Origin of the sequence: Streptomyces incarnatus (assembly GCF_001027185.1) — a bacterium.
Classification (GTDB): Bacteria; Actinomycetota; Actinomycetes; order Streptomycetales; family Streptomycetaceae; genus Streptomyces; species Streptomyces puniciscabiei.
In genome coordinates, this window is sequence record NZ_CP011497.1 from 3,768,449 (window position 1) to 3,794,384 (window position 25,936).

The following is a 25,936-nucleotide window of genomic DNA, read 5'->3' on the forward strand; positions in this document are numbered from 1 at the left end:
AACTATATCCGCTGAACCCCCACCCCGGCCGGGTTATTCCGGTCCGCCCGCGAGTCCGCCACCTCGGGACGACCCGCCACCTCGGGACGACCCGCCACCCCGGGACGGCCCGCTACGTCAGGGCACTCAGGGCACGAGCACCAGCCGCCCGCGCACCCCGCCCTCCGCGAGCCGCGCATGCGCCTTGGCCGCCTCCTCCAGGGCGTACGTCTCGGCCACCCGCAGGGTCAGCACCCCCTCGTCCACCAGCAGGACCAGCTCCGCGAGCCGCGCCCCGTCCGCCCGCACCCCCACGGTCGCAAGCCGCACACCCCGCTCCGCCTCCGGCAGCGCCCCGTCACGGACCGCGACGAACGCGCCCCCGTCCCGCACCCACGCCAGCGCGGGCGCCCCGAGCACGGCGGCGTCCAGCACCGCGTCCACACTCCCCGGCTCGACCTCGCCGGCGGTGAAACGCGCGGCACCCAGGGAGCGCACCAGCTCCTCGTCGCCCGCCCTGGCGTGTCCGGTCACCTCGACCCCCCGGTGCGCGGCCAGCTGCACCGCGAACCCGCCCACCGCACCCGCGGCCCCCGTCACCAGCAGCCGGTCACCCGGCGCGAGGTCCAGCAGGTCCAGGGCCCGCAGCGCGGTCAGCCCGTTCAGCGGCAGGGTGCCCGCGTGCGCCGCGTCCACCGAGGCGGGCGCCGCGGCCACCGCGTCCGCGTCCACCACCACGTACTCGGCATGCGACCCCAACGGCTCGGCCACGCCGGCCACCAGCGCCACCACCGGATCACCGACCTCCCAGGAGGCGGGCGCACCCACCGCGTCCACCGTGCCGGCCACGTCCCAGCCGAGCCCCAGGGCCTTCCGGGCCCCGCCGAAGACACCGGCACGCACGGCCGCGTCCACCGGGTTCAGCGCACCCGCGGCCACCTTGATCCGCACCTGACGCGCCCCCGGCTCCGGCACCGCGACCTCCGCGATCTCCACGCTCTCCGGACCGCCGAACGCCCTCACCACAGCAGCACGCATGCCAACTCTCCCCAATCTCAAGGCAGTTGAAGTCCCACGGCGCCTTTCCGGCCGCAGCACCAACCGTAGGAGAGCTACTATCCATCGGTAAGTAGTTACCTGAGAGTGCGTAGCTGCCCTGAAGGGAAGAGCCCATGGCGACCACGACCGCCGCCCAGCGCCGCGAGCAGGCCCGCGCCGACTACGACGCCTTCCTGCGCGCATGCCCCTCCCACCAGCTGCTCGGCCGGCTCAGCGACAAGTGGGTCGGCCTGGTCATCGCCGCCCTGTCCGGCGGCACCAAGCGCTACAGCGACCTCGGCCGCCAGATCGCCGGCGTCAGCCCCAAGATGCTCACCCAGACCCTGCGCACCCTCGAACGGGACGGCATCATCAGCCGCACCGTCACCCCCTCCGTCCCGGTCCGCGTCGACTACGACCTCACCCCGCTCGGCACCAGCCTCGCCACCCTGCTGACCGCCGTGAAGGACTGGGCCGAAACCCACTTCGAGGAGGTACGAGCCGCCCGCGAGCGCTACGACACCGAGAACCCCACCTGACCGGGACCGTGCCAAGCTGCTGCCCATGCCGATCCTCCGCTCCGCCGCCCTGTTCGTCGTCGCCGCCGTGCTCGAGATCGGCGGCGCCTGGCTGATCTGGCAGGGCGTGCGCGAACACCGGGGCTGGCTGTGGATGACCGGCGGCGTCCTGGCCCTCGGCGCCTACGGCTTCGTCGCCACCTTCCAGCCGGACGCCCACTTCGGCCGCGTCCTGGCCGCGTACGGCGGCATCTTCGTCGCCGGCTCACTGCTGTGGGGCGCGATCGCCGACGGCTACCGCCCCGACCGCTGGGACGTGACCGGGGCACTGATCTGCCTCGCCGGGATGGCCGTGATCATGTGGGCCCCGAGAAACGGCGCCTGAGCCTCACTTACGCTGGACGGGACCTCGAAAGCCGCCAGACTCCAGGAGCTGCCCATGGCCCCCGCCTCCCGCATCGCCGTCGTCACCGGTGCGAGCAGCGGCATCGGCGCCGCCACGGCCCGGCAGCTCGCCGAGGCGGGCTACCGCGTCGTCCTCACCGCCCGCCGCAAGGACCGTATCGAGGCACTGGCGGAGGAGCTGACCAAGGCGGGCCACTCGGCGGTCGCCTACCAGCTGGACGTGACCGACCGCGCGGCCGTCGACGAGTTCGCCACGGCCTTCCAGACCATCGGCGTCCTGGTCAACAACGCGGGCGGCGCCCTCGGCGCGGACCCGGTGGCCACCGGCGACCCCGCCGACTGGCGCACGATGTACGAGACCAACGTCATCGGCACCCTGAACCTCACCCAGGCCCTGCTGCCCAAGCTGGTCGCGAGCGGCGACGGCGCGATCGTCGTCGTCTCCTCCACCGCCGGCCACGGCACCTACGAGGGCGGCGGTGGCTACGTCGCCGCCAAGCACGGCGCCCACGTCCTCGCCGAGACCCTCCGCCTGGAGATCGTCGGCCAGCCGGTCCGCGTCATCGAGATCGCCCCCGGCATGGTCAAGACCGACGAATTCGCCCTCACCCGCTTCGGCGGCGACGAGGCGAGGGCGGCCAAGGTCTACGAGGGCGTGGCCGAACCCCTCACCGCGGACGACGTGGCCGAAACCATCACCTGGGCCGTCACCCGCCCCAGCCACGTCAACGTCGACCTCCTCGTCCTCCGCCCCCGCGCCCAGGCCTCCAACACCAAGGTCCACCGGGAGCCGTGATGCCCGAAGAGAACACGAACGCCGCCGAGTCCCTGGAAAAGGCCCGCCTGGCCCAGGAGACCAAGGACGAACGCAAGGTCTGGTACTTCCTCGGCTACTTCCTCTTCGGCATCCACATCGTGGCGTTCGTCATGATCTATGCGGTCCGTCACGCGAAGTGACCAACGTTTAGCCCAAACGGGCGAACCTCCTCGATCACCCGATCGCCGTACGAACCGGCGACCTAGGCTCGCGCCACACGATCACTTCAACGGCCCTCGGCAGGGATGCCGGTCCCTGCCGAGGGCCTCACCAGCACGGAAGTGGAGGCTTCCCTGTGGCTGAATGCGAGCCTAGCGCCCACCGGTTCATGGACCTCACGGTGCCCGAGTACGCGTACATGTTCGGGTTCTTGCAGGCGGATGGGCATCCGTCCCAGCAATCACGGCAACGCGGGCGACTGACAGTCGAGCTCAGCGCCTGTGACGTCGACTTGCTGCGCAAGTTCCAGAAACTGACGCCCTACAACAGCAGCATCACCGAACGCACCCGGTCGACCAACTTCTCCGAAACCCACACCGCCGCGATCTGGAGCCTGTATTCCCTTGAGGCCAGGACCAGGATCAACGAACTCGGCCTGCCTTACGGCCGTAAGTCCAAGACGATCGCTCCGCCTGACGCCGAGTTCTCTCGCCGCGACTACCTGCGAGGCCTGATCGACGCAGACGGCTCGGTCGGCTTCACCAGCAAGGGATTCCCGTTCGTCTCCCTCACCACGGCCAGCTCCGCCATCGCGTCCTGCTTGCGCGACTACGCCAGGGACATCACGGGAGCCGAGCGCATCCTCAAGCGCAACACTCGCGACGACATCTACAACATCCTCTACCTGATGGAGGTGGCCCAGCGTCTGGCGGCCGACCTGTACTACCCCGGCTGCCTGTCCCTGGACCGCAAGCACACTGCCGCCGACTCCCTCTCGGCTTGGTCACGCCCCGCAGGCATGAGGGCCGCGCACACAAGGCGCCGCTGACTGAGCACGAAGACCGGATCCTGCTCAAGCTCAACAGCCCGCAGGCTGCCGCTGATGTACTCGGCAGGACCACCCAAAGCTGCAATCTCCGCCTCTGGCGCCTGCGCACAAGCCCAGCGACCAGTGACCCGATGAGCGAGGCCCTCTGCCGGTGCAGGGGGCCTCGCTCATCAGCCCTTCACGCAGATGAACTGCTTCAACTTCGCCACGACCTCCACGAGATCACGCTGCTGCGCCATCACCTGGTCGATGTTCTTGTAGGCGCCCGGAATCTCATCCAGCACCCCCGCGTCCTTGCGGCACTCCACACCCCGCGTCTGTTCCTCAAGGTCCTTGACGGTGAAATGCCGCTTCGCCGCGTTGCGGCTCATACGCCGACCTGCCCCGTGGGACGCCGAGTTGAAAGCCTTCTCGTTCCCGAGGCCCTTCACGATGTACGAGCTGGTACCCATCGAGCCCGGAATGATCCCGAACTCCCCGGAGCGGGCTCGGATCGCTCCCTTGCGGGTCACGAGCAGATCCATGCCCTCGTACCGCTCCTCAGCAACGTAATTGTGGTGGCACGAGATCTCCGGCTCGAAAGTCGGCTTGGCCTTCTTGAACTCCTTGCGGACCACGTCCTTCAGGATCGCCATCATGAGCGCGCGGTTGTACTTGGCGTACTCCTGCGCCCAGTAGAGATCGTTCCTGTACGCCGCCATCTGCGGGGTGTCCGAGACGAACACCGCCAGGTCACGGTCGACCAGCCCCTGGTTGTGCGGGAGCTTCTGCGCGACACCGATGTGGTGCTCGGCGAGTTCCTTGCCGATGTTGCGGGAACCGGAGTGCAACATCAGCCAGACCGAATTTGACTGATCCAGACACAACTCGATCAGGTGGTTGCCGCTTCCGAGCGTACCCATCTGCTTATGCGCCCGCTCCCGCCGGAACTTCACCGCCTCCGCGACCCCGTCGAACCGCCCCCAGAAGTCGGCCCACCCGGCGGTGGCCAGCCCATGGAAGTCCCCCGGCTCCACGGGATCGTCATGCATGCCCCGCCCCACCGGAATCGCCTGCTCGATCTTCGACCGCAGCCGCGACAGGTCGCCCGGCAGGTCGTTGGCCGTCAGGGACGTCTTCACCGCCGACATCCCGCAGCCGATGTCCACCCCCACCGCCGCCGGGCACACCGCGCCCTGCATGGCGATGACGGAGCCGACCGTCGCGCCCTTGCCGTAGTGGACGTCCGGCATGACCGCGAGGCCCTTGATCCAGGGCAGGGTCGCCACGTTCTGGAGCTGGCGCAGGGCCACGTCCTCGACCGTCGCGGGGTCGGTCCACATCCGGATCGGGACCTTCGCGCCCGGCATCTCCACGTACGACATACGGTTCTCATCCCCCTGGAACAGACAATAAAGGTTTACTCAAGGCTTATTAGCAACAAAGCGGAAAATCAGCGCTGATGCCGGTGGAAACGGACAAGGGACCGGCGGTCACGGCAGCGCGTGCGATACACATTGTCTCCAGTGGACGCCCCGCCGCGGCAAGCGAATAACCAGCGGGGACACTGGAGGACCGCGCGAGCGCAGACCCGAGAGGAGCCCGACCGTGCAGCGGAAGGCGTACGTAACCGGCACCGCCGCCCTCCTCGCGGCGCTGCTGGCCGGCTGTACGAGCGGCTCGGGGAGCGACGGTTCGACGGACGACGCCCACCCCGGCGACGCCGGTACGGCCACGGTCGCCGCGCAGCCCGGCAAGTACCGCACGCTGCCGGAGCCCTGCGGTGCGGTCGGTCACGACACGCTGGACGCGATGCTGCCCGGCATCAAGCAGATGGCCGATCCCGGCCAGCGGGACAAGGCCTACCAGGGCCAGGCGGCGCTCACTTACGACACCGATCGCAAGGTCGGCTGTCGTTGGAAGGTGGAGTCCGCGGACGCCACCGACCGGCTGTCGGTCGACTTCGAGCGTGTGGTGTCGTACGACAACGCGGTCAGCGACGACGACCAGGCGCAGAAGCTGTTCGGGGACGACCAGGCGGCCGCCCATCTCCCTGAGCCCAGCGGTTCCTCCGGGGCGAGCGGCAGTGCGGCGCCGACCGCGAGCGGGACGCCGTCGTCCTCGCCGTCGTCCTCGCCGTCGTCCTCCGCGAGCGGCAGCGCGTCCCCGTCGGGTGCCGGGTCGCCCTCGGGTTCCGGTTCCGGGTCCCCGTCCGGTTCCGCCTCCGGCTCCGCCGCTGATCTGCAGCCGCGGGTGCTGTCCGATCTCGGTGACGAGGCGTATATCGACGACCAGCTCGGTTCGTCCGGTTCGACCGCCGAACCGCGGACGGTGACTGTGGTGTTCCGCACGTCCAATGTCATCGTGACCATCGAGTACGAGGAGCAGCCGACGGCCGTCGGGGCGGTCCCGGACAGCAAGGAAATGCAGGACAGGGCCCGTAATCTGGCCTCTCATCTGGATGACGCGCTGGGCGGTTGAGGGCCCCGGGTGCCGCTCGCCGGGCGGCGCGCAAAGCGCCCGAACGGAGACCGCACAGCTCCTTCACCGCGTACCGTGGGCCCCCGCAGGAACCCGCACGATCACCGAGTGTCATGAGTGAAGGAACCATGCAGCGAGCAGTGCAGCGAGACGACCGTGCCCAGCGAGGAGTGCGTGGCAAGCGCCTGAGCCGTGTTCTTGTCTGCGCGGCAGCCGTGCCGGCGGTGCTGATCACCGCCGCCTGTTCGTCGGGCTCGGGTGATGCCAAGGGCAAGGGGTCCGGCAGCAGCGCGCAGCAGTCGGCGGGCGGCGGCTCGCAGTCTTCGGCGAGCGCGTCTCCGAGCGTGCAGGCGGCGGCGTACAAGAGGCTGCCGGATGCGTGTGCGGTGCTGTCGAAGAACACGCTGACGAGCCTTGTCCCGAAGGACACTTCGGGCAAGAAGGGCGGTTCGGACGATCCGTCGTCGCGTGCCTCGTGCTCCTGGAGCAGCCTGGACAACAACGGTGTGAAGGGCTCGCAGTTCCGGTGGCTGAACGTGTCCCTGCTGCGGTTCGACTCGGACGCCACGCGCGGTTCCGGTGACACGCAGGCCCACACGTACTTCGCGCAGCAGGTGAAGGATGCCGCGGCGGTGGACGGTGCGAAGAACACCCGGGAGATCCCGCTGTCGGGCACGGGCTCGGAGGCGACGGTGGTGCGCTACGACCTGAGCAAGAAGGAAGGTCTGTTCAAGCAGCAGACGGTGGTCGCGCGGGTGGCGAACGTGGTCGTCACGCTGGACTACAACGGCGCCGGTCTCGCGGGTGAGAAGACCCCGGACGCCGATGACCTGACGAAGGCGGCACAGGGCGCGATCAAGGAAGCGGTCGGGGCGGTTTCGTCCGCCAATGGCGGCGCCTCGTCGGCGGGTTCCGGGTCGGCGGCTCCGTCGGCGTCGGCTTCGTCCTCGAAGTCCGCGTCCGCTTCTCCGTCCAAGTCGGCTTCTTCCAGCGCTTCTCCGTCCAAGTCGGCCGCGAAGAAGAACTGACGCAGGGGTCGGTCGGGTTTCGAAGCCTGACCGATACCACGTTCGCCGTTCGCGTGTGCCACCCTGTTGCGCGCAACAACAGGCAAGGGGAGGGGAGTACGAGTGGCCGCGCCACTGCAGCTGACTCGGATGCACCGCGTTCTCATCGGCGTGGTCGTGACCGGCGCCTTGATCATCGCCGGCATCGGTTTCGCCGGCTCCTACGCGGCTGTCCGGGCTCTGGCTCTGAAGAAGGGCTTCGGGAACTTCTCCTATGTCTTCCCGGTGGGCATCGACGCGGGTATCTGTGTCCTGCTGTCCCTGGATCTGCTGCTGACCTGGATCCGGATCCCCTTCCCGCTGCTGCGCCAGACGGCGTGGTTGCTGACGGCGGCGACGATCGCGTTCAACGGTGCCGCCGCCTGGCCGGATCCGCTGGGTGTCGGTATGCACGCGGTGATCCCGGTGCTGTTCGTGGTCGCGGTGGAGGCGGCCCGGCATGCGATCGGCCGGATCGCGGACATCACGGCGGACAAGCACATGGAGGGCGTCCGGCTGACCCGCTGGGTGCTCTCCCCGGTTCCCACGTTTCTGCTCTGGCGTCGGATGAAGCTGTGGGAGCTGCGTTCGTACGACCAGGTCATCAAGCTGGAGCAGGAACGTCTCGTCTATCAGGCGCGCCTGCGTTCCCGGTTCGGCCGCGCCTGGCGCCGGAAGGCTCCGGTGGAGTCCCTGATGCCGCTGCGTCTGGCGCGGTACGGCGTCCCGCTGGCGGAGACGGCTCCGGCGGGTCTGGCCGCGGCGGGGATAGAGCCGACGCTGATACCGGCCGTGGCCGCGGGCGGTCGTGCCGCTGGGGCGGCGCCCGTCCCGCAGCAGGCGGCACCTCCAGGCGAGCAGCGCCTCGAGCTGCCGGGCCAGCGCCCCGGGCAGCCGGACAGCGCGCCCGTGGACGAGGAGAGCCCGTGGTTCCAGGCCCAGCGGGAGATCCAGTACCACGGTGGCTACGACCCCACGTACGACCCGATGCTGCAGGAGCCTCAGTACGCCCCGGACGAGCAGTACGAGGAGTGGTACGAGGATCAGCAGCCGGAGGACTTCCAGCAGCCCTCGCCGGAGGAGACCGGCAGCTTCCCGATTCCGGTGGGTCCGAACCGCACCCGGGAGCTGGGCGAGGGCGGTGGCGCCCCGGAGCCGGATGAGGAGGCCTACTACCAGGTCTTCCGTCAGTCGATCGACGGCAGTTTCCCCACTCCGCACCAGTTCGGGGAGGCCGTGGAGGCGACGTACGGGATGAAGCTCCCCTCCCGTGAGGCCGACCGGATGGTCAAGCGCTTCACCAACCGCTTCAACGCGGAGCTGGAGGAGAACCACATCGCCTGAAGGGCGTGAGCACAAAGAAGGGGCCCTCGGTCGAGGGCCCCTTCCGCGTCGCCGCTCACGCGGGCCGGTTCACTCCCCGAGGAGGCGCCGCACCCGGTCCTGCCCCACCGCGAGCAGCAGCGTGGGCAGGCGAGGTCCGGTGTCCCGCCCGACGAGCAGGTGGTACAGCAGGGCGAAGAACGCGCGCTGTGCCGTCTTGATCTCGGGGGGCAGTTCCTTCGGGGTGGCGTCGGCCGGGAATCCGGCCTGCACCTTGGGCACGCCGTACACGAGGTGGGTCAGTCCGTCGAGGGACCAGTGCTCGGCGAGCCCGTCGAGCAGCAGCCGTACGGACTGCTGGGAGGCCTCGTCGAGGGACTTCAGCAGTTCGGCGTCGGGTTCGTCGCGCACGATGGTCCGCTGGTCGGCGGGGACGTGCGTGTTGATCCAGGCCTCGGCCTTGTCGTACCGGGGCCGGGCCTCGTCCAGGGAGGCGAGGGGCTGCTCGGGGTCCAGCTCGGAGAGGATCCGCAGGGCCTGGTCCGCGTGGCCGGCGGTGATGTCGGCGACGGACGCGAGCGTGCGGTACGGCAGGGGGCGCGGGGTCTTCGGCAGGTCAGCGGCGGCCGTGCCGACGGCGCGGGTGTACGCGGCCACGTCGGCCGGCAGGGCGGAGCCGTCGTCGACCTTGGCGGCGAGCTTGTCCCATTCGTCGTAGAGCCGCTGGATCTCCTGGTCGAAGGCGATCTTGAAGGACTGGTTGGGCCTGCGGCGGGCGTAGAGCCAGCGCAGGATCTGCGGCTCCATGATCTTCAGGGCGTCGGCGGGGGTGGGGACGCCGCCGCGGGAGGAGGACATCTTCGCCATGCCGCTGATGCCGACGAAGGCGTACATGGGGCCGATGGGCTGCTTCCCGCCGAAGATCCCGACGATCTGGCCGCCGACCTGGAAGCTGGAGCCGGGAGAGGAGTGGTCGACGCCGCTCGGCTCGAAGATCACGCCCTCGTAGGCCCAGCGCATGGGCCAGTCGACCTTCCAGACCAGCTTGCCGCGGTTGAACTCGGAGAGCCGGACGGTCTCGGCGAAGCCGCAGGCGGTGCAGGTGTACGACAGCTCGGTGGTGTCGTCGTCGTAGGAGGTGACGGTCGTCAGGTCCTTCTCGCAGTTGCCGCAGTACGGCTTGTACGGGAAGTACCCGGCGGAGCCGGAGCTGCCGTCGTCCTCGGACGCGGCGCCGGAGCCCTCCTCGGCCTCCAGCTCGGCCTCGTCGACGGCCTTCTGCTGCTGCTTCTTCGGGGCCTTCTTCGTGCGGTACTGGGCGAGGATCGCGTCGATGTCGCCGCGGTGCTTCATGGCGTGCAGGATCTGCTCGCGGTAGACACCGGAGGTGTACTGCGCGGTCTGACTGATGCCGTCGAACTCCACGCCGAGCTCGGCGAGCGAGGCGATCATCGCGGCCTTGAAGTGCTCGGCCCAGTTCGGGTACGACGATCCGCGGGGCGCCGGGACCGAGGTCAGCGGCTTGCCGATGTGCTCGGCCCAGGACTCGTCGATGCCCGCGACACCCGCCGGGACCTTCCGGTACCGGTCGTAGTCGTCCCAGGAGATCAGGTGCCGGACCTGGTGGCCGCGGCGGCGGATCTCGTCGGCGACGAGGTGCGGGGTCATGACCTCGCGGAGGTTGCCCAGGTGGATCGGGCCGGACGGGGAGAGTCCGGACGCGACGACGACCGGTTTGCCCGGGGCCCGGCGCTCCGACTCCTCGATGACCTCATCCGCGAAACGGGAGACCCAGTCGGTGGTCTCGGTGCTCTGAGCCACGATCGGCACGTCCTTCTTTCTGAACGGGGATGGCACTCCATCTGATCGGGGTGACACCCCATTCTCACAGACCGGGATGCGACGGCGAAAACGGCTTTACCCGCCGTGGGATACTGGCTGGGTCTATCCATCCCCACGAGGAGAACGGCACCCATTCCTATGGCCTCGGTCACGTCCCTCAGCGATTCCGTCCAGCAGCACCTCGCGTCCGCCCTCTCGGCCACCCTGCCCGAGGCCGCCGGCGCGGACCCGCTGCTGCGACGAAGCGACCGGGCCGACTTCCAGGCCAACGGGATCCTGGCCCTGGCCAAGAAGGCGAAGGCCAACCCGAGGGAGCTTGCGACGCAGGTCGTCTCGCGGGTGGAGACGGGCGACGAGCTGATCAAGGACGTCGAGGTCTCCGGCCCCGGCTTCCTGAACATCACGATCGCGGACCGGGCGATCACCGCGAACCTGGCCGCGCGGTACGCGGACGACACGGGCCGCCTCGGCGTGCCGACCGCCGCACAGCCGGGCACCACGGTGATCGACTACGCGCAGCCGAACGTGGCGAAGGAGATGCACGTCGGTCACCTGCGGTCGGCGGTGATCGGCGACTCGGTGGTCCAGCTGCTGGAGTTCACGGGTGAGAACGTGGTCCGGCGCCACCACATCGGCGACTGGGGCACCCAGTTCGGCATGCTGATCCAGTACCTGGACGAGCACCCGCACGAGCTGGACCACAAGGAGGCCCAGGTCACGGGTGAGGAGGCGATGTCGAACCTCGACCGCCTCTACAAGGCGGCGCGGAAGCTCTTCGACTCCGACGAGGAGTTCAAGACGCGGGCCCGGCGCCGGGTCGTCGACCTCCAGGCGGGCGACGCGCACACGCTGGCCATGTGGCAGAAGTTCGTGGACGAGTCGAAGATCTACTTCTTCTCCGTCTTCGAGAAGCTGGACATGGAGATCCGGGACGCGGACATCGTCGGCGAGTCCGGCTACAACGACATGCTGGCCGAGACCTGCCGGCTCCTGGAGGAGTCGGGGGTGGCGGTCCGCTCCGAGGGCGCCCTGTGCGTCTTCTTCGACGACATCAAGGGCCCGGACGGCAACCCGGTCCCGCTGATCGTGCAGAAGTCGGACGGCGGCTACGGCTACGCGGCCACCGACCTCTCCGCGATCCGCGACCGCGTCTTCAACCTGAAGGCGAACACCCTGCTGTACGTGGTGGACGCGCGCCAGGCCCTGCACTTCAAGATGGTCTTCGAGACGGCGCGCCGGGCCGGCTGGCTGAACGAGGACGTCACCGCCTTCCAGCTGGCGTTCGGCACGGTGCTCGGCAAGGACGGCAAGCCGTTCAAGACGCGTGAGGGCGAGACGGTCCGTCTGGTGGACCTCCTCGACGAGGCGATCGACCGCGCCTCGGCCGTCGTACGGGAGAAGGCCCAGGACCTGTCCGAGGAGGAGATCGCCGAGCGGGGTGCCCAGGTGGGCATCGGCGCGGTGAAGTACGCGGACCTGTCGACGTCGGCGAACCGGGACTACAAGTTCGACCTGGACCAGATGGTGTCCCTGAACGGCGACACGTCCGTCTACCTGCAGTACGCGTACGCCCGTATCCAGTCCATCCTCCGCAAGGCCGGCGAGACCCGCCCGGCCGCGCACCCGGAGCTGGCGCTGGCGGCGGCGGAGCGCGCCCTGGGCCTGCACGTGGACGCCTTCGCGGAGACGGTCGCGGAGGCGGCGGCGGAGTACGCCCCGCACAAGCTGGCGGCGTACCTCTACCAGCTGGCGTCCCTGTACACGTCCTTCTACGACAAGTGCCCGGTCCTGAAGGCCGAGACGCCGCAGCAGGTGGAGAACCGCCTGTTCCTGTGCGACATCACGGCCCGCACCCTGCACCAGGGCATGGCCCTGCTGGGCATCCGGACACCGGAGAAGCTCTGACGACCACCCTTTAGAGTCTGTGGAGCCGTGTCCTATCTCCACAGACTCTGAGGGAGCCCGATGTCCGAGCGAGTCCCCGATCCGTCCACGGCCCACTTCGGCGCAGCCGGCATGCGCCGGTTCACGGTGCCGGCCTCCTACGGCGTCCAGCTGCCCGACGCGACCCGTGAGGTGCTGGCGGACACAGGGGTGCCGCTGCATGTGCAGCCGTACTTCACGGCGGCGGGTGACACCGACGACCCGACCCTGGGGATGACCGCGGGCCACCAGGGCCTGCCGGCACCCGCCGACGGCCGGGAGACCTGGCTGCGGCTCGGCAGCGACCCGCTGGCCCACCTGTGCGTGCGTCCGGACGGCGCGGTGCAGGCGGTGTTCCTGGGTCTCGGCGAGCCCGACATGTTCGTCAGCTCGGACGTGTGGGCGTTCAACGCCTCCCTGGCGGCCCTGGACCGCCGTATGCCGGTGATCGCCGCCTCGACCAGCCTCCCGGTGGCGGCGGCCGCGTTCCGTGAACTCAACGCCGAGCTGCGGCAGATCGACGCCGCCGCGTTCGAGGACCGCGAGAGCTGGTGGCCGAGGGTCCTGGACGACGTACGGCACACGCTGAACTTCCCGTTCTCCTCCGCCTTCGAGTACATCGACGCGACGGGCGCCAAGCAGATCGTCACCGACGCCACCGGCGCGGGGCGCCCGCACCCCGAGGAACTGGTCTGGCAGCGCCTGCACGCGCAGGGGGTGGCCCCGGAGCAGGTCCGGCGGGTGTACTGCGAACTGGAACCGTGCATGATGCCGGGCCACTACTGCGCGGTCTGGCTCCAAGCGACCTTTCCCCACGCGGAGTTCACGCACAGCTTCGACTACGGTGACACGGCGGACTCCCGCGAGGACGGCCTCAAGGAGTTGATCACACACGCGGCGCAGCAGGCAGGTCCCCAGTGAGCGCGGAGCCGAAGTGGTCCCGCCCCGCAGCGGGTCGCGAACCGGCCGCCGGCGCTCTGCTGTCCTGGCTGGCCGATCCGCACGCCCCTCGCCTGTGTGTCGTCACCGGGAGCGCGGGGTGCGGCAAGTCGACGTTGCTGGCGTGGCTGATCGGGCACGGTACGCGGGAGGGGACGCAGCCGGAACGCCGGATCCACGGTTTCGTCCCTCTGGCCGGCCAGACCGCCCTGACCGCCGCCTGGACCCTCGCCGAGCAGCTGCACGTGGCGGCCCGCACCCCGGGCGAGCTGGTCGAGGCCCTGCTCGCCGACGAGCGCCGTACGGTGCTCGTGCTGCCGGAGCTGCACGCGGCGGTGGACGTCGAGGCGGTGACCGAACTCGCCCTCGCACTACTGGAGTTGCCGCATGTTCGGCTGCTGGTGGAGGCCCGCAGCAACAGCGCCGGAACGCTCATGGCGGTTCCCTCGGCCGTGATGGACCTCGATCAGCCGCAGTGGACGGATCCGGGGCGGTATGCGGCGTGGGCGGCGACCCGGCCCGCCGGCCGGCCTGAGCCGATACCCGAAATCCTCACCGCTGGCGTCGACTTGGACGACCCGGCGGCGGTCTGTACCGCGGACCCCGGGCAGGTGTCCGTCGGCTACGAACGCTCCGCGGACCCCCACGGAGGCCTGCGCGCGGCATGGCTGCGGGCGGGGGCGTCCTTGACCCGCGAGCAGAGCCCGGCGGACCGTGCCGTCGTCCTCCTGTCGGCGCTGGGCGACGATGCCGACCCGAGGCTGCCGGGAGCGCTCGCCGCGCTGACCGGGGGCGCCGCATGGCAGGTGGTCTGGCGCAGGGTGCGCGGCGATGTCCGTCCGCCGTGGCCGGGACCGGCACGCGCGCTGTCGTCGGGGCGCGGGCACTTGGCGGGCAACCTGGTCGTGGCCGACCACCAGGGCACGGTCCGCCTGCTCGACGAGACGGACGCGACGCCGGTCGGCAGGCTGCCCGAGCCGGTGGCGGGGGTGCGCGCGGTGGCTGCCGGACCCGAGGGTGACGTCGTGGTCCTGGACGCGGAGGGCCGGCTGCACGCAAGGCGCAGTCCGGCGGCCCCCAGGGCGACGGGCCTGGCGGCACTGCTGGAGGACGGTCCGACGCCGCTGGAGCGGCTGGTGGAGGCGGCGCGGTCCCAGGTCGGCGGCACAGCCGTGGCGGTGGCGTACGCGGAGGGGCTGCTGGCGGTGGGCGACGCGACGGGCCTGGTGCACGTGTTCGCGGAGACCGACGGTGAGCCGGGGCCGCTGACGGCACGGCTGCACGAGGGCGAGGTGGCGGCCGTGGCAGCACTGCGCCTTGAGGTGTCCGACAACGCGCCGGGCATTCCCCTGGTCTACAGCGGCGGTTACGACGGCACGGTACGGGCGTGGGGTCCTGGAGCGGACCCGCTGGCGTCTCCCGTCCGTTCGCGGGCGTGCCCGGTGACGGCGCTGGCGGCGGCGACCACCGACGACGGACCGGTGTTGGCCATCGGCTGGGCGGACGGCCTGGTCGAACACCACACGCTGGACGAGGAGGGCGCGCTCCGCAGGTACTGGCCGGGGGCCCCGGTGCGCGCGCTCGCGATGACCGGTGCCGGGACGCTCCTGGTCGGCACGGACGAGATGCTGGTGCATCTGCGCCCGGCGTGACCCTGGCACAGGGTGTCACAGTCATGCCATAGGCACGGCAGGCACCCTTGCCCTCCAACGCCCTTTTCTCGTTAAGGTTTTCATGCTCATACGATGATCGGGAGAGCAAGGGGGCGTCACGGGGGATGGGCTACACGATTCCGGGCTGGCTGGACCAGGTCCTGGACTACATCGGCATCCACTTTCCGAACGTCGACGAGGACGACTACCGCGAGATGGCGCATGCCATGCGGGAGTTCGCCGACAAGTTCGAGGGCCATGGTGCGGACGCGCACAAGACGGTGGAACAGATCCTGGCCTCCTCGCACGGCTGGGCGGTCCACTCGATGCAGACCCACTGGAACCAGGTCAAGGCCGGCCACCTGGACAAGATCCCGGAGCTGGCCCGCCTGTTCGCCGATGCCCTGGACGTGGTCGCGGACATCGTCTTCGGCATGAAGACCAAGGCCGAGGCCGAACTCGCCGTCATGGCGGGCTCGGTGGGCCTGTCGGTAGGCCTGTCCTTCGTGACCGGCGGCCTGTCCGCCGTGCTCGGCGCAGCAGAGGTCACGGCCATGCGGCAGTTGGTGAAACGAATCATCGACGAGGCCGTCGACCAGATCGTGAACGAACTGATCGCCAAGGTCAGCGAGCCGGTCAACGCCAAGCTGGAGGCGATGATCGAGGACGCGGTGCTGAACCTGGCGGAGGACGCGTTCACGTTGCCGCCCGCACCGACGGGCGGGAGCGGTGGCAGCGGCGACAGCGGCGGTCACGGCCACGGACACGCACACGGCGGCATGAAGCTGGCCTCGGCGGGAGGTGGAAGCGGAGGCATGGAACTGGCCTCCGCCTCCGGCGGCTCGGGCTCGGGCGGCGACCTCCACATCGACCACGAGGAGTTCGAGAGCGGCGCCGGCAAGCTCTCCTTCCACGGCAGCGAACTCCACACGAACAGCGCCGCCCCACTCGGCCGCGCCAAGGGCCTGTTCGGCCGCACTCAGGGCAAGGACCCCTTCACCCAGGCCTTCGACTCGATGATCCATGGTGCGCTGCACGGCTGCGAGAAGGCACTCGTCAAGATCGGCAAACACCTCACCGAGACGATTCCGAATCGGGCGAAGGCGGTCTCCCGGCACCACAAGGAAATCGACAACGAGGTCGGACTGCGGGCCAAGGGGATCAGGACAGGCAGGGACGGCGAACAACGTGTGTACCTGATGCACGCCGACGGATCCGTGCAGCGACTGCACGCCGACGGCGGTACGACAGGCCTCGACGACCACGACAAAAAGCGTCTCGACGGAATCGTCGGCGACGACGGACGTTTCTACATCCCATCGACGCAGAAGCAGAAGTCGGAATTCTACGCCGAGCAAGCCCATAAAGACCGGGTGAAGTCCAAGAAGATCGATGCATCCACCAGCGATCTGGCCCGGGCCACGCAGGCGGCCCGTGTCGCGCGGGACGACTTCGATGGGACGAACTACGCAGCAGGTCGCTACGTCGACGCGGGCGGCAGGGAATCGATTCTCGTCGGTTACAGCAACAAGCGGGGACATTCCGAGCGAATGATCGGATTCCCGATCCTGCACTCGAACCAAGGGCACAGACTCAAAGAAATATTCACGGAACGAGAACCCTGCCAGAAGAATCCGGTGTGCGCCCGCTGGCTGAGCTACCACTTCGGAAAGGATTTCAAGGTCACTCATGCCGCGGACTATTACGACCAGAACATGAAGACCACCAACGCGGAACACACCAAGTACGTGAACGGCCTGAAGAAAGCCCTCGGCCTTTAGCGGCACGCTAGGATGCATCCATGCATTTCACTGTCACCCCCAGCGCCATGCTCGACGCCTACGGCTTGACCAATGTGGTCTACTATCCTCAATTCGACGCCGCTGGACCCGTCGACTCACGCGCGTTGTCCCTCCTCAGCTCCGTGGGGCTTCCGCATTCGGAAGTCTTCACCTGCAAAGAGGATCCGGAGGACCCGTACGATCCGGGCTTCGACCCGCTCATCATCGGCAGCCGCTTCGATCACTACGGTTGGCCGTGCCCGGAGGAAAGCAGGACATGGTGGATTCTGGGCTACCTTTTCACCTCGCTCATCGCCCTCGACCCACACTCAGGAAAGGTGTACGCCTTCCCTGAGAGCGAATCGCAATATATCTTCCTGCATCGCGATGTCGAATCGCTCCTCTTCAGTCTCATCGAGTTCCGAAAGCTCGAAGTCGATCACGACAACAACATGGACCGAACGGAACTCTCCGAGCGTTTCCGACGCGTGGTGGGCGATTTCGATCCCACACCATTCGCTGACGAGGAGTCCCAGTGGAACCTGTCGCTCGAGGAGTTCGAGAACGGCATGTGGTGAGGTCCCGGTGGATCGGCAGGGAGCCGAACTCCGAGGTGGACTACGACCGCGTGGTCGACGTGCAGCCCCGTCGGGGCGCATGCGCAACCCCGGCGTTCTCTCCCGCAAGCTCCAGGGCGCGGCGCACCAGGGCCTGGCGTACCGAGTCCGGTTCGAGGATTCGTAGGGGTGTGCCCAGGCTCAGGAGGTAGCGGGCGAGGCCGGCCGGGTCGGGGCCGCCGATGTCGACCAGGGTGACGTCGGGCCCGTCGGGGCGGTGGGTGCCGACCGTGGGTGGGATCAGCCGTAGCGCCTCGCTCATGGGGAGGGGGAGGCGGATGGTCGCGGACAGGGGGTAGGGGCCGTTCGCGATGTTGCGGGAGACCAGCTGGGCGGGGTCCGGTGGGTCGGTCACGTCCGCCGGGTGGGCGGTGGGCTGGAGGCGGTCGACCCGGTCGGCCCGGAAAGTGCGCCATTGGGCGCGGTTCACGTCCCGCGCCACGAAGTACCAGCGGCGGCCCGTGTGGACCAGGCGGTAGGGATCGACCTCCCGGACCGTGGCCCGTCCCTCTCCGTCGGTGTACGACAGCCGGGCCCGACGCCCTTGCCGGCAGGCGTCGGCCAGCTCCAGCAGCAGGCCCGGTCGGACCTGCTGCCCGTCGGCGCCACCCGTCCCCGGGAGACGTACGAAGGCGTCGTCCAGGTCGCCCAGGCGGTCCGCGATGTGCCGGGGCAGGACCTGCCGCAGCTTCAGCAGGGCCGACAGCGCCGCCTGATCCCCGCCGAGCGCGTCGCTCAGGGCCGCCTCGCGCAGGCCGACGGCCACAGCAAGCGCCTCCTCGTCGTCCAGGATCAGCGGCGGGACGCGGGAGCCTGCACGCAGGCGGTAACCGCCCCAGGGGCCGGCCTCCGAGTCGACCGAGTAGCCGAGGTCGCGGAGCCTGGCTATGTCCCGGCGCACGGTGCGGTCGGTGACCTCCATGCGCTCGGCCAGCTCGGCGCAGGTCCAGGAGGGACGGGAGGACAGCAGGGACAGCAGGCGGAGCAGGCGGGCGGAGGAGCTGAGCACGGCGGGAGTCTGGCACAAGGTTCGCACAACCAGGACCGGAACCGTCCTGGTTGTGTTCTAGCGTCCCTCCCATGACCACGCAGACCACTTCCACATCCCCGTCCGCGCCTGCATTCCGCTACGCCGCGGTCACCTTCGACTGTGCCGATCCGGCCGAACTGGCTCGCTTCTACGGCGAGTTGCTCGGCATGTCCGTCCTGTTCTCCACCGACGACTTCGTCCTGCTCGGCAAGGAGGGCTCGACCGGCCTCGGCTTCAACCGCCTCGCCGACTACCGCCGGCCCACCTGGCCGGACCCGGCCCAGGAAAAGCAGGCGCACATCGAGCTGGGCGTGGACGACCTGGACATCGCCGAGAAGCGACTGCTCGAACTGGGCGCGAGCAAGCCGGAGTTCCAGCCGGGCGGGGAGCGGTGGCGGGTGCTGCTGGACCCCGCCGGGCACCCGTTCTGCATCACGACGCTGGTCTAGCTCCGCCACGTGGGCCGCCCCCGCCAGGCGGTGGAGAGTCGGCCGAGGGGTGCCCACATCTTCCCATCGCCGCCCCTTTGCCCACCCATCGACCGGCAGCCGCCAAGCCGCCCACTTTCCCCGGGCGGCCCCACGGCAACCGATCGGCGCCGGGGGCGAGGACGAGGGCCATGCCCGAGGTCGGCTTCGGTCAGTTGTTGATGAGGGTTCCCTGAGCAGGTTCGCCCTGTGAGCGGCGGCCCCGTCTGCCGCGAGGTGGTCTCTGGGGCCACAGCAGCACGTACGCCGCCGAGCCCAGGCAGAAGGCCAGGCGGATGAAGCCCCGGGTGGAGTCGGAGGGGATCAGCAGGGCGCTGCCGTAGAGGGAGATGAGGGCGATCCAGCTGACCCAGGGGACCAGGCGGCGTTGGCCGATGGAGTCCCAGATCAGCGTGCCCAGGAGGACCGAGGCGTTGTAGTACGTGTAGACGCTGGGGTCGAGCAGGATGCGGGCGTCGGCGGCCAGGAAGACCACCGCCGGCCAGCGTCCCCGTCGTACCGCCAGGGCGCCGAGGCCCATGCCCAGAGCCATCTGCGCGGGGCGGTCCCACCAGGGGGTCGCGGGGTCGTCCACGCCGAACCAGCGCAGGGAGGAGGCCGGTTGGTTGGGGATGGTGAAGCGGGCCGCGTGCAGGGTTTCCAGGTGGGTCAGGTAGAAGGGGAGCCAGGCCGCCGCCACCAGGGCGACGGTCCAGGTCGCCGAGCGCAGGCGGGCTGGGCGGGGCAGGGCCAGCAGCAGCGGCAGGAAGCCGACCGCCCAGGGTTTGGAGTCCACCGCCAGGGCCAGGAAGACGCCCACCGCCGTCGCGTTGCCGCGCACCAGCGCGCGGACCGCGAGCGTGGTGAAGAACAGGGCCAGGACGTCGTCGAGGTGGGCGAAGCGGACCGAGACCTCGACCCACATGGGGATGAAGGCCGCCCCGGCGATCAGGACGCGTTGCTGGAGGCGTTTGTGGTTGACGCCGGTGCCGAGGTAGTGGTCGGCGGCGGCGCGGCCGACCAGGACGAGCATGTACAGGCCGAGGCCGGACATGAACGCGTCGGCCAGTTTCTCACCCAGGTCGGGCGGGAACGGTGCGAAGAGTCCGGCGACCACGAAGCTGACGGGGCCGATCTGCAGATCGGGGTGGTTGGCGTAGAGGGCCAGGCCGCCGCCGGAGGCCTGGCCGAAGAGCAGTCGCTCGCCCTCGCGGAGATAGTGCCAGGACACGGCCGCGTGGCGTTCGGCCACGACGAACCACACGGCCGTCCACAGCGTGAGCAGCACGATGTGCCACCGCACCGGGTAACGCCCGATCCGCACGTTCCTCCGTCCTTCCCGTCACCACGGTCACCGTGTCCCCACCCATCACAACACCCCCCGGTAAGAGCGGGTTCGGGGGCCGTGGGTTCATCGCGGGCACGGCTCAACGGCGTTGTCAGTGGCGGCCCTTACAGTCACGGGTATGGCGACTCTTCCCAACCCGCTGCCCAAGCTGGCAACCGACCCCAGCGGCCGTTCCCTGGGGCTGCGGCTCCCTCCCGGCAGGCTGGTCGACATGACGTACGACGGACCCTGGCACGAACCGCTGCTGTGGTACGCGGAGAAGCCGGCCGCGCCGGGCACGTGGAAGGCGCTGGGCGCGCCGGCGGCACGGGCCGGTCTGCTGCCGGTGCTGGTGGACCTGGCCGCGTCCCGGGGCGGTCCGGAGGACTGGGTGCTGCTGCCCGGCGAGACGTCGTATCCGGGCGATCACGAGGCCGAGGATGTCCTGGCGGAGTACTGGGAGGAGGAGACGGAGGACGGTGAGCTCGCCGAGGAGATCGGGCCGTTCGGCGCCGCGTGGCCCGGCCTCGCGCCGGCCGGCTCCCTCGCCGCGGACCCCGACACCCGCGCCGCGCAGGTCGCCGACGGGCTGGAGGGCGGTCGCGGCGCGGTGATCGAGGAGGCGCACCTCGCCCTGGTCCCGGCGCGCCGGTCGGCCGACATCCCGGCGGCGATCGGCTGGACCGGCCCGGTGAACTACGAGAGCGACGTGGCCCGGATGTGCGCGGTGCTGCGCTCCTGGGAGGACAGGTTCGGCATACGGGTCGTGGCCCTCGGCCTCGACACCCTCGTCGTGTCCGTGGCGGCCCCGCCGGCCACCCAGGAGGACGCCGAGGCCGTGGCGGCGGAGCACTTCGCGTTCTGCCCGGACAACGTGCTCCAGGGTGAGGAGGACACCTTCCTCGCGTACGCGAAGGGACTGGTCGGCCGGCCCGTCTGGACCTTCTGGTGGGACTGACCCCGCGCGTCCGTCAGCCCTGCAGGCCCCGCCCCAGCCTCCGCAGTCCCTCCGCGATCTCCTCCGGAGTCTGGGTGACGAAGCAGAGGCGGAGGGTGGTGGGGTCGGGGGTGCCGGCGTAGAAGGGCGCCCCGGGGACGTAGGCCACGTTCTGCTCGACCACGCGGGGCAGCAGGGCGAGGGTGTCGTACGGCTCCGGCAGGCGCACCCAGAGGAACATGCCGCCCTCGGGCCGGCTCCACCGCGAGCCGGGCGGGAGCGCGCTCGGCAGGCCCGCCAGCATGGCGTCCCGGCGTTCGCCGTACACGGCGCGCACGTGCTGCACATGGGTGTCCAGGACGTCCAGGTAGCGGGCGGCGGCGAGCTGGTTGAGCGTCGGGGTGTGCAGGTCGGCCGCCTGCTTGGCCACCGAGCACGCGCGGCGCAGCCCGTCCGGTGCGCGCAGCCAGCCGAGGCGCAGGCCGGGGGCCATCACCTTGGAGAAGGAGCCGAGCAGGACGGTCCGGTCCCCGGCGCCGGGGAGGGAGGCGATCCAGGGGACGGGTGCACCGTCGTAGCGGAGTTCGCCGTACGGGTCGTCCTCGACGATCCACAGGCCCTGGCGGGCGGCGACGGCGGCGATCTCCGCGCGCCGTGGCGCGGGCATCGTACGGCCGGTGGGGTTCTGGAAGGTCGGGACGAGGTAGAGCAGCTTGGGCCGCTCGCGGCGGACAGCCTCCTCCAGGGCGCCCGGGTCCACGCCGTCCCGGTCGCCCGGCACGGCCACCACACGCGCTCCCGCGAGGCCGAAGACCTGAAGTGCCGCCAGATAGCAGGGGTTTTCCACCAGGACGGTGTCGCCGGGTTCGAGCAGGGCCGTCGCGAGGAGGGACAGGGCCTGCTGGGAGCCGGTGGTGATCAGCAGGTCGTCGGGCGTGGTGGGCAGTCCCCGGGCGGTGATGCGCGCGGCCAGGGCCGTGCGGAGCGTCGGCTCGCCCTCGGTGGTGGAGTACTGCAGCGCCTGCGCCGGGGTCCGCGTCAGCACCTCCTGGAACGCCGCCGCTATGCCCTCCCGGTCGAAGAGTTCCGGCGCCGGGAGCCCGCCGGCGAAGTTGATCATCTCGGGGCGTGCGGTGACCGCGAGGATGTCCCGCACGGGCGAACCGCCCACGGCATGGGCACGGGCGGCCAACGGCGGGACGGGGGCGGGGGCCGCGGCCGACGCCTCTTCGGCGACGGCAGGGGCGGCCTCGGCGACGGCAGGGGCGGGCCCGGCGGCGGTGGTGGCGGCGCGACTCGGGGCAGCGGTCGGGGCGGCGGGCTCGGCGGTGGTCATGGCGCGGCTCTCCTTCGGCTCTGGGAGCCGTCAGGCTAGAGAACTACGTGCCGTCTACACCCGTTAATTCCGCGATCCGGACGGCCAGTTCGCGCACACGCCGGAAGGCCCGTTTCCACGCGCGCCGACCACCGCCCGGCGCCCCACCGGCGGAGGGCACTCCACCGCCCGGCGCCCCACCGGCGGAGGGCACTCCACCGCCCGGCGCCCCTCAGCGCAGCTTCCGCGCTGCCTCCGTCGCCCAGTAGGTGAGGATGTTCCGGGCCCCGGCGCGCTTGATGCCGGTCAGGGTCTCGAAGATGGCCCGGTCGCGGTCGACCCAGCCCTTCTCGGCGGCGGCCTCGATCATCGAGTACTCGCCGGAGATCTGGTACGCGGCGACGGGCACGTCCACGGCGTCCGCGACCCGGGCGAGGATGTCGAGGTACGGTCCGGCCGGCTTGACCATGACCATGTCCGCGCCCTCCTCCAGGTCGAGGGACACCTCCCGCAGGGACTCGCGCCAGTTGGCGGGGTCCTGCTGGTAGGTCTTGCGGTCACCCTGGAGCGAGGAGGCGACGGCCTCGCGGAAGGGGCCGTAGAAGGCGGACGAGTACTTGGCGGTGTAGGCGAGGATCGCCACGTCCTCGCGCCCGATCTGGTCGAGCGCGTCGCGGACGACGCCGATCTGGCCGTCCATCATGCCGCTGGGCCCGACGACATGGGCGCCGGCGTCGGCCTGCACCTGGGCCATCTCGGCGTACCGCTCCAGGGTGGCGTCGTTGTCGACACGGCCCTCGCTGTCGAGGACGCCGCAGTGCCCGTGGTCGGTGAACTCGTCCAGGCACAGGTCGGACATGACGAGCAGGTCGTCGCCGACCTCGGCCCGCACGTCCCGGAGGGCGACCTGCAGGATCCCGTCCGGGTCGGTACCGGCCGTGCCCTGCGCGTCCTTGTTGGCCTCCTCCGGCACGCCGAACAGCATGATCCCGGAGATCCCGGCCTCCACGGCCTCCAGCGCGGCCTTCTTCAGGCTGTCGCGGGTGTGCTGGACGACACCGGGCATCGCGGTGACCGGCACGGGCTCGCTCACGCCCTCGCGGATGAAGGCGGGGAGGATGAAGTCGGCGGGGTGCAGCCGCGTCTCGGCGACCATCCGCCGCATGACGGGCGAGGTGCGCAGTCGCCGGGGACGCGTACCGGGAAAGGATCCGTACTTCGTCATGCCTTCTACGCTACGCCCGCCCCACCCCCGCCTTTGCCGACGCCCTGTCGGCCGCCGAGCGGCGCCAACCGGGGCATAGCGGAACACCGATACGAAGTTTTTGCGCTCCCCTGGCCGTCTCTCGAGCCGCTTGCCTCCCCGGCGTTCTACGCGCGTGGTGTCATGCACGCGCCACCCCTCCTCGCCGTGCACCACCCGTGAACCCAGGAGTCACGCATGCTGCGGAAGGTCCTCACCCGCGCGGCCATCGCCCTGACCGCCGGAGCGGCCGTCGTCGCCACGGCCGTACCCGCGAACGCCGCGAGCTACTCGGCGTTCGCCTTCTCCCAGAGCGGCAGCCAGCCCACGATCTACGACTTCATCAACTCGGCCACCCGCACACTCGACATGACCATGTACGAGCTTCAGGACACCACGGCCGTCAACGACCTCATAGCCCTGAAGAACAAGGGCGTCACGGTCCGCGTCATCCTCGACCGCCAGCACCAGAGCGCCGACAACGCGGCCTACACGTCGCTGAAGAACGCGGGCATAGGCGTGGTCTGGTCGTCCTCCGCCTACGTCTACACCCACCAGAAGACGATCACCGTCGACGGCACCAAGTCCCTGGTCCTGACCGGCAACCTGACGTCCCAGTACTACACGACCAGCCGCGACTACGGCGTCTTCACCGACGACACCCGCGACGTCGCCGCCATCGAGAAGGTCTTCAACGCCGACTACACGGCGACCTCGATCACCCCCACCGACGGCGACCACCTGCTGTGGTCCCCCACCGACTCCCGCAACCGCCTGGTGTCCTTCATCAACTCCGCCACCAGGACGCTGGACGTGGAGGAACTGGAGTTCAGCGACAGCACGGTGGTCAACGCGCTCGTGGCCCGCGCCAAGGCGGGCGTGAAGGTCCGTGTGGTCCTGGAGAATCCTTCCAGCTACTCCAGCGAGGTCTCCGCCGTCAAGGCCGCCGGCGGCACGGTCGTCGGCTACTCCGACCCCAACGGCTTCTACATCCACGCCAAGGCCATGGTCGCCGACTACGGCCTGTCCACCCAGGAGGTCGAGGCCGGCTCCATGAACCTCAGCAGCAACTCCCTGAGCAACAACCGAGAGCTGGGCATCATCCTCACCGGCACGGGCGTGGCCCAGCCGGTGGCGCAGACCGTCGAGACGACGTTCAACAGCGACTACGCGGGGGGTACGGCGGCCTGACCGGACAGCGGCCGGCGGATGCCCCGGCACCCTCCGGCCGCTCAGCCCCCGCCGAACTCCGTGAGCACCCGGTCGGCGAGCTGCCCCCGGTCGCTGTCGCGCGGCAGCCGGGAGCGGAACTCCTCCAAGCGGCGGACCACGCCGAGCGGAACGTGCTCTGCTCCCATCTCCTCCACCTCTCTGCCGACCACGCGAAGCCCCCAGTACTGGTTGAAGGAGAACGGTTCAGCGGTCACCACGTCGACCAGCGTGTCCAGCAACTCCGGTTCGGGCAGCGCGTACAGGCGCGCGTAGGCCGCGAGCCGCAGCCCGGCGTCCTGCGAGCGCAGCAGCGTCTCGGCGTCGAAGTCCCGCACCCGCTGCGTCGCTCGTACCAGGCGGGCGAAGATCTGGTCCATCCGGTGGGTCCGCGCCGGACCACTGGGCAGCTCATCGCGTACGTTCAGATACTCGGCCGCCAGTTCCCGCACCGCGGCCAGCGCGGCCGTGTCGTCCACTGCGCCGCCGCCCGGTCCATCACCGACGAGAGCCGCGTTCGCCGTCCGCTGGGCCGCCTCCAGCTGGCGCCGCATGTCCTGGAACTCAATCCTCACGAACCCTGGCACGTCGATACTGCGGACCAGATCCCCGAGCCACGGCACCGCCGCCACCGCGAGCAGGGCGACCGTGACCCCGTCGATCTTCAGCCCGGGTGCCAGGACATGCAGCACAGCGGCCGCAACCCCGAAACATGTCAACGCCACCGCCGCAGCACGCCGCCGTAACCAGCGGGCCGCACCATCACGTCGTCGGTCCCCACCCATGCCGGTCAGCATCGCAGACGCGCAATGACGAAGAAGGTGATTCGATCAGGAGTCACGCTGCCGCCCCCGGCCGCGGCGCCACCGCATCACGCGGAGACATGAAGCTGGAGTGGACAAAGAGCAGCTACAGCACGGACGAGGGCCCCGACTGCGTAGAGGTAGCCGCCCCCGACGAGACCCACGTCCTCGTCCGCGACTCCCCCGACTCGCCCTCACCCCCACAGCCTGGGCGGCCTTCCTGCCGTACGCCGCCGACCACTGAGCGTGCGGGTGCCCTGGGCAGGGCACCCGTCAC

The 25,936-nt window shown here is 70.0% G+C and carries 24 protein-coding genes and 1 pseudogene; 17 read left to right on the top strand and 8 right to left on the bottom strand.

The genetic code is table 11. From position 1 onward, the window contains the following. Positions 1-126: 126 nt before the first annotated feature. The gene (locus tag ABB07_RS16840; RefSeq protein ID WP_208899469.1) at positions 127-1,017 is read right to left on the bottom strand and encodes an NADP-dependent oxidoreductase; all 891 of its coding nucleotides are present in this window, start codon (positions 1,015-1,017) and stop codon (positions 127-129) included. A 134-nt stretch (positions 1,018-1,151) separates the two neighbouring features. Here ABB07_RS16840 and ABB07_RS16845 point away from each other — a divergent pair, with 134 nt between their 5' ends. The 5 genes from ABB07_RS16845 (at position 1,152) to ABB07_RS16865 (ending at position 3,745) form a co-directional block, all read left to right on the top strand. Continuing rightward, a complete protein-coding gene (locus ABB07_RS16845) occupies positions 1,152-1,556 on the top strand; it encodes a winged helix-turn-helix transcriptional regulator (RefSeq protein WP_208899470.1) in 405 nt (134 codons plus the stop codon). A 25-nt stretch (positions 1,557-1,581) separates the two neighbouring features. Further along, positions 1,582-1,920: a YnfA family protein gene (locus tag ABB07_RS16850; RefSeq protein ID WP_208899471.1), complete on the top strand. Its 339-nt coding sequence runs from the start codon at positions 1,582-1,584 to the stop codon at positions 1,918-1,920. Between the two features lie 54 nt (positions 1,921-1,974). Continuing rightward, on the top strand, positions 1,975-2,736 hold the full coding sequence (locus ABB07_RS16855; RefSeq protein ID WP_208899472.1) for an SDR family NAD(P)-dependent oxidoreductase: 762 nt from the start codon (positions 1,975-1,977) through the stop codon (positions 2,734-2,736). Next, a complete protein-coding gene (locus ABB07_RS16860; protein ID WP_208899473.1) occupies positions 2,736-2,897 on the top strand; it encodes a hypothetical protein in 162 nt (53 codons plus the stop codon). Before ABB07_RS16855 ends, ABB07_RS16860 begins: the two co-directional genes overlap by 1 nt. A 188-nt stretch (positions 2,898-3,085) precedes the next feature. Then, positions 3,086-3,745 carry an LAGLIDADG family homing endonuclease gene (locus tag ABB07_RS16865; protein WP_341845886.1) on the top strand — a complete coding sequence of 220 codons (660 nt, stop codon included), beginning with the start codon at positions 3,086-3,088 and terminating at the stop codon, positions 3,743-3,745. 170 nt (positions 3,746-3,915) lie between these two features. Here the strand turns inward: ABB07_RS16865 and ABB07_RS16870 are convergent, their stop codons facing one another. After that, positions 3,916-5,109, bottom strand: coding sequence for an RtcB family protein (locus ABB07_RS16870; RefSeq protein WP_208899474.1), 1,194 nt, complete (start codon positions 5,107-5,109; stop codon positions 3,916-3,918). Positions 5,110-5,332: 223 nt separating this feature from the next. Between ABB07_RS16870 and ABB07_RS16875 the strand changes: the two genes are divergently transcribed. The 3 genes from ABB07_RS16875 (at position 5,333) to ABB07_RS16885 (ending at position 8,595) form a co-directional block, all read left to right on the top strand. Next, positions 5,333-6,205: a DUF3558 domain-containing protein gene (locus tag ABB07_RS16875; protein WP_208899475.1), complete on the top strand. Its 873-nt coding sequence runs from the start codon at positions 5,333-5,335 to the stop codon at positions 6,203-6,205. A 128-nt stretch (positions 6,206-6,333) separates the two neighbouring features. Beyond that, positions 6,334-7,233, top strand: coding sequence for a DUF3558 family protein (locus ABB07_RS16880; RefSeq protein WP_244189395.1), 900 nt, complete (start codon positions 6,334-6,336; stop codon positions 7,231-7,233). Positions 7,234-7,362: 129 nt separating this feature from the next. After that, positions 7,363-8,595 carry a DUF2637 domain-containing protein gene (locus ABB07_RS16885; protein ID WP_244189396.1) on the top strand — a complete coding sequence of 411 codons (1,233 nt, stop codon included), beginning with the start codon at positions 7,363-7,365 and terminating at the stop codon, positions 8,593-8,595. 69 nt (positions 8,596-8,664) lie between these two features. On the opposite strand, the gene lysS is transcribed toward ABB07_RS16885, so the two are convergent. Next, on the bottom strand, positions 8,665-10,404 hold the full coding sequence (lysS, locus tag ABB07_RS16890; protein WP_208899478.1) for a lysine--tRNA ligase: 1,740 nt from the start codon (positions 10,402-10,404) through the stop codon (positions 8,665-8,667). Between the two features lie 150 nt (positions 10,405-10,554). Between lysS and argS the strand changes: the two genes are divergently transcribed. The 5 genes from argS to ABB07_RS16915 all read left to right on the top strand — a co-directional run bounded on the left by argS (position 10,555) and on the right by ABB07_RS16915 (position 17,289). Then, complete coding sequence (gene argS / locus ABB07_RS16895) at positions 10,555-12,321, top strand: arginine--tRNA ligase (RefSeq protein ID WP_208899479.1); 1,767 nt, start codon at positions 10,555-10,557, stop codon at positions 12,319-12,321. A gap of 60 nt (positions 12,322-12,381) precedes the next feature. Then, entirely contained in the window at positions 12,382-13,260 is an 879-nt protein-coding gene (locus ABB07_RS16900) for a nucleic acid/nucleotide deaminase domain-containing protein (protein ID WP_208899480.1), read from the top strand. Further along, positions 13,257-14,930, top strand: a complete 1,674-nt coding sequence (locus tag ABB07_RS16905) for a WD40 repeat domain-containing protein (protein ID WP_208899481.1) — start codon at positions 13,257-13,259, stop codon at positions 14,928-14,930. The genes ABB07_RS16900 and ABB07_RS16905 overlap by 4 nt, the downstream gene beginning before the upstream one ends. Positions 14,931-15,055: 125 nt before the next feature. Beyond that, complete coding sequence (locus tag ABB07_RS41760) at positions 15,056-16,711, top strand: nucleic acid/nucleotide deaminase domain-containing protein (protein ID WP_208899482.1); 1,656 nt, start codon at positions 15,056-15,058, stop codon at positions 16,709-16,711. A gap of 20 nt (positions 16,712-16,731) precedes the next feature. Then, complete coding sequence (locus tag ABB07_RS16915; protein WP_208899483.1) at positions 16,732-17,289, top strand: SUKH-4 family immunity protein; 558 nt, start codon at positions 16,732-16,734, stop codon at positions 17,287-17,289. Between the two features lie 40 nt (positions 17,290-17,329). Here the strand turns inward: ABB07_RS16915 and ABB07_RS16920 are convergent, their stop codons facing one another. After that, a complete protein-coding gene (locus ABB07_RS16920) occupies positions 17,330-18,337 on the bottom strand; it encodes a helix-turn-helix transcriptional regulator (protein WP_208899484.1) in 1,008 nt (335 codons plus the stop codon). A 71-nt stretch (positions 18,338-18,408) separates the two neighbouring features. Here ABB07_RS16920 and ABB07_RS16925 point away from each other — a divergent pair, with 71 nt between their 5' ends. Next, on the top strand, positions 18,409-18,807 hold the full coding sequence (locus ABB07_RS16925) for a VOC family protein (protein WP_208899485.1): 399 nt from the start codon (positions 18,409-18,411) through the stop codon (positions 18,805-18,807). Positions 18,808-18,997: 190 nt separating this feature from the next. Here ABB07_RS16925 and ABB07_RS16930 read toward each other — a convergent pair whose 3' ends face one another. Next, positions 18,998-20,149, bottom strand: coding sequence for a hypothetical protein (locus ABB07_RS16930; protein WP_208899486.1), 1,152 nt, complete (start codon positions 20,147-20,149; stop codon positions 18,998-19,000). Between the two features lie 142 nt (positions 20,150-20,291). Here ABB07_RS16930 and ABB07_RS16935 point away from each other — a divergent pair, with 142 nt between their 5' ends. Continuing rightward, on the top strand, positions 20,292-21,110 hold the full coding sequence (locus tag ABB07_RS16935) for a DUF4253 domain-containing protein (protein WP_208899487.1): 819 nt from the start codon (positions 20,292-20,294) through the stop codon (positions 21,108-21,110). Between the two features lie 13 nt (positions 21,111-21,123). Here the strand turns inward: ABB07_RS16935 and ABB07_RS16940 are convergent, their stop codons facing one another. Both ABB07_RS16940 and hemB read right to left on the bottom strand, forming a co-directional pair. Further along, positions 21,124-22,425: an aminotransferase-like domain-containing protein gene (locus tag ABB07_RS16940; protein WP_208899488.1), complete on the bottom strand. Its 1,302-nt coding sequence runs from the start codon at positions 22,423-22,425 to the stop codon at positions 21,124-21,126. 211 nt (positions 22,426-22,636) lie between these two features. Beyond that, on the bottom strand, positions 22,637-23,629 hold the full coding sequence (gene hemB, locus ABB07_RS16945) for a porphobilinogen synthase (protein WP_208899489.1): 993 nt from the start codon (positions 23,627-23,629) through the stop codon (positions 22,637-22,639). A gap of 216 nt (positions 23,630-23,845) precedes the next feature. Between hemB and ABB07_RS16950 the strand changes: the two genes are divergently transcribed. Next, entirely contained in the window at positions 23,846-24,838 is a 993-nt protein-coding gene (locus ABB07_RS16950; protein WP_208899490.1) for a phospholipase D-like domain-containing protein, read from the top strand. A gap of 41 nt (positions 24,839-24,879) precedes the next feature. Here ABB07_RS16950 and ABB07_RS16955 read toward each other — a convergent pair whose 3' ends face one another. Continuing rightward, a complete protein-coding gene (locus ABB07_RS16955) occupies positions 24,880-25,548 on the bottom strand; it encodes a hypothetical protein (protein WP_208899491.1) in 669 nt (222 codons plus the stop codon). A gap of 191 nt (positions 25,549-25,739) precedes the next feature. On the opposite strand from ABB07_RS16955, the pseudogene ABB07_RS16960 reads away from it, so the two are divergent. Next, positions 25,740-25,903 (top strand): annotated as a pseudogene (locus ABB07_RS16960) (DUF397 domain-containing protein). Positions 25,904-25,936: the final 33 nt, after the last annotated feature.

What these genes read in the sequence shown, in the direction of transcription:
- ABB07_RS16840 (WP_208899469.1), bottom strand. Translation starts at nt 1,017, where the DNA reads ATGCGTGCTGCTGTGGTGAGGGCGTTCGGCGGTCCGGAGAGCGTGGAG.
- ABB07_RS16845 (WP_208899470.1), top strand. Translation starts at nt 1,152, where the DNA reads ATGGCGACCACGACCGCCGCCCAGCGCCGCGAGCAGGCCCGCGCCGAC.
- ABB07_RS16850 (WP_208899471.1), top strand. Translation starts at nt 1,582, where the DNA reads ATGCCGATCCTCCGCTCCGCCGCCCTGTTCGTCGTCGCCGCCGTGCTC.
- ABB07_RS16855 (WP_208899472.1), top strand. Translation starts at nt 1,975, where the DNA reads ATGGCCCCCGCCTCCCGCATCGCCGTCGTCACCGGTGCGAGCAGCGGC.
- ABB07_RS16860 (WP_208899473.1), top strand. Translation starts at nt 2,736, where the DNA reads ATGCCCGAAGAGAACACGAACGCCGCCGAGTCCCTGGAAAAGGCCCGC.
- ABB07_RS16865 (WP_341845886.1), top strand. Translation starts at nt 3,086, where the DNA reads ATGGACCTCACGGTGCCCGAGTACGCGTACATGTTCGGGTTCTTGCAG.
- ABB07_RS16870 (WP_208899474.1), bottom strand. Translation starts at nt 5,109, where the DNA reads ATGTCGTACGTGGAGATGCCGGGCGCGAAGGTCCCGATCCGGATGTGG.
- ABB07_RS16880 (WP_244189395.1), top strand. Translation starts at nt 6,334, where the DNA reads ATGCAGCGAGCAGTGCAGCGAGACGACCGTGCCCAGCGAGGAGTGCGT.
- ABB07_RS16885 (WP_244189396.1), top strand. Translation starts at nt 7,363, where the DNA reads ATGCACCGCGTTCTCATCGGCGTGGTCGTGACCGGCGCCTTGATCATC.
- argS (WP_208899479.1), top strand. Translation starts at nt 10,555, where the DNA reads ATGGCCTCGGTCACGTCCCTCAGCGATTCCGTCCAGCAGCACCTCGCG.
- ABB07_RS16900 (WP_208899480.1), top strand. Translation starts at nt 12,382, where the DNA reads ATGTCCGAGCGAGTCCCCGATCCGTCCACGGCCCACTTCGGCGCAGCC.
- ABB07_RS41760 (WP_208899482.1), top strand. Translation starts at nt 15,056, where the DNA reads ATGGGCTACACGATTCCGGGCTGGCTGGACCAGGTCCTGGACTACATC.
- ABB07_RS16915 (WP_208899483.1), top strand. Translation starts at nt 16,732, where the DNA reads ATGCATTTCACTGTCACCCCCAGCGCCATGCTCGACGCCTACGGCTTG.
- ABB07_RS16925 (WP_208899485.1), top strand. Translation starts at nt 18,409, where the DNA reads ATGACCACGCAGACCACTTCCACATCCCCGTCCGCGCCTGCATTCCGC.
- ABB07_RS16935 (WP_208899487.1), top strand. Translation starts at nt 20,292, where the DNA reads ATGGCGACTCTTCCCAACCCGCTGCCCAAGCTGGCAACCGACCCCAGC.
- ABB07_RS16940 (WP_208899488.1), bottom strand. Translation starts at nt 22,425, where the DNA reads ATGACCACCGCCGAGCCCGCCGCCCCGACCGCTGCCCCGAGTCGCGCC.
- hemB (WP_208899489.1), bottom strand. Translation starts at nt 23,629, where the DNA reads ATGACGAAGTACGGATCCTTTCCCGGTACGCGTCCCCGGCGACTGCGC.
- ABB07_RS16950 (WP_208899490.1), top strand. Translation starts at nt 23,846, where the DNA reads ATGCTGCGGAAGGTCCTCACCCGCGCGGCCATCGCCCTGACCGCCGGA.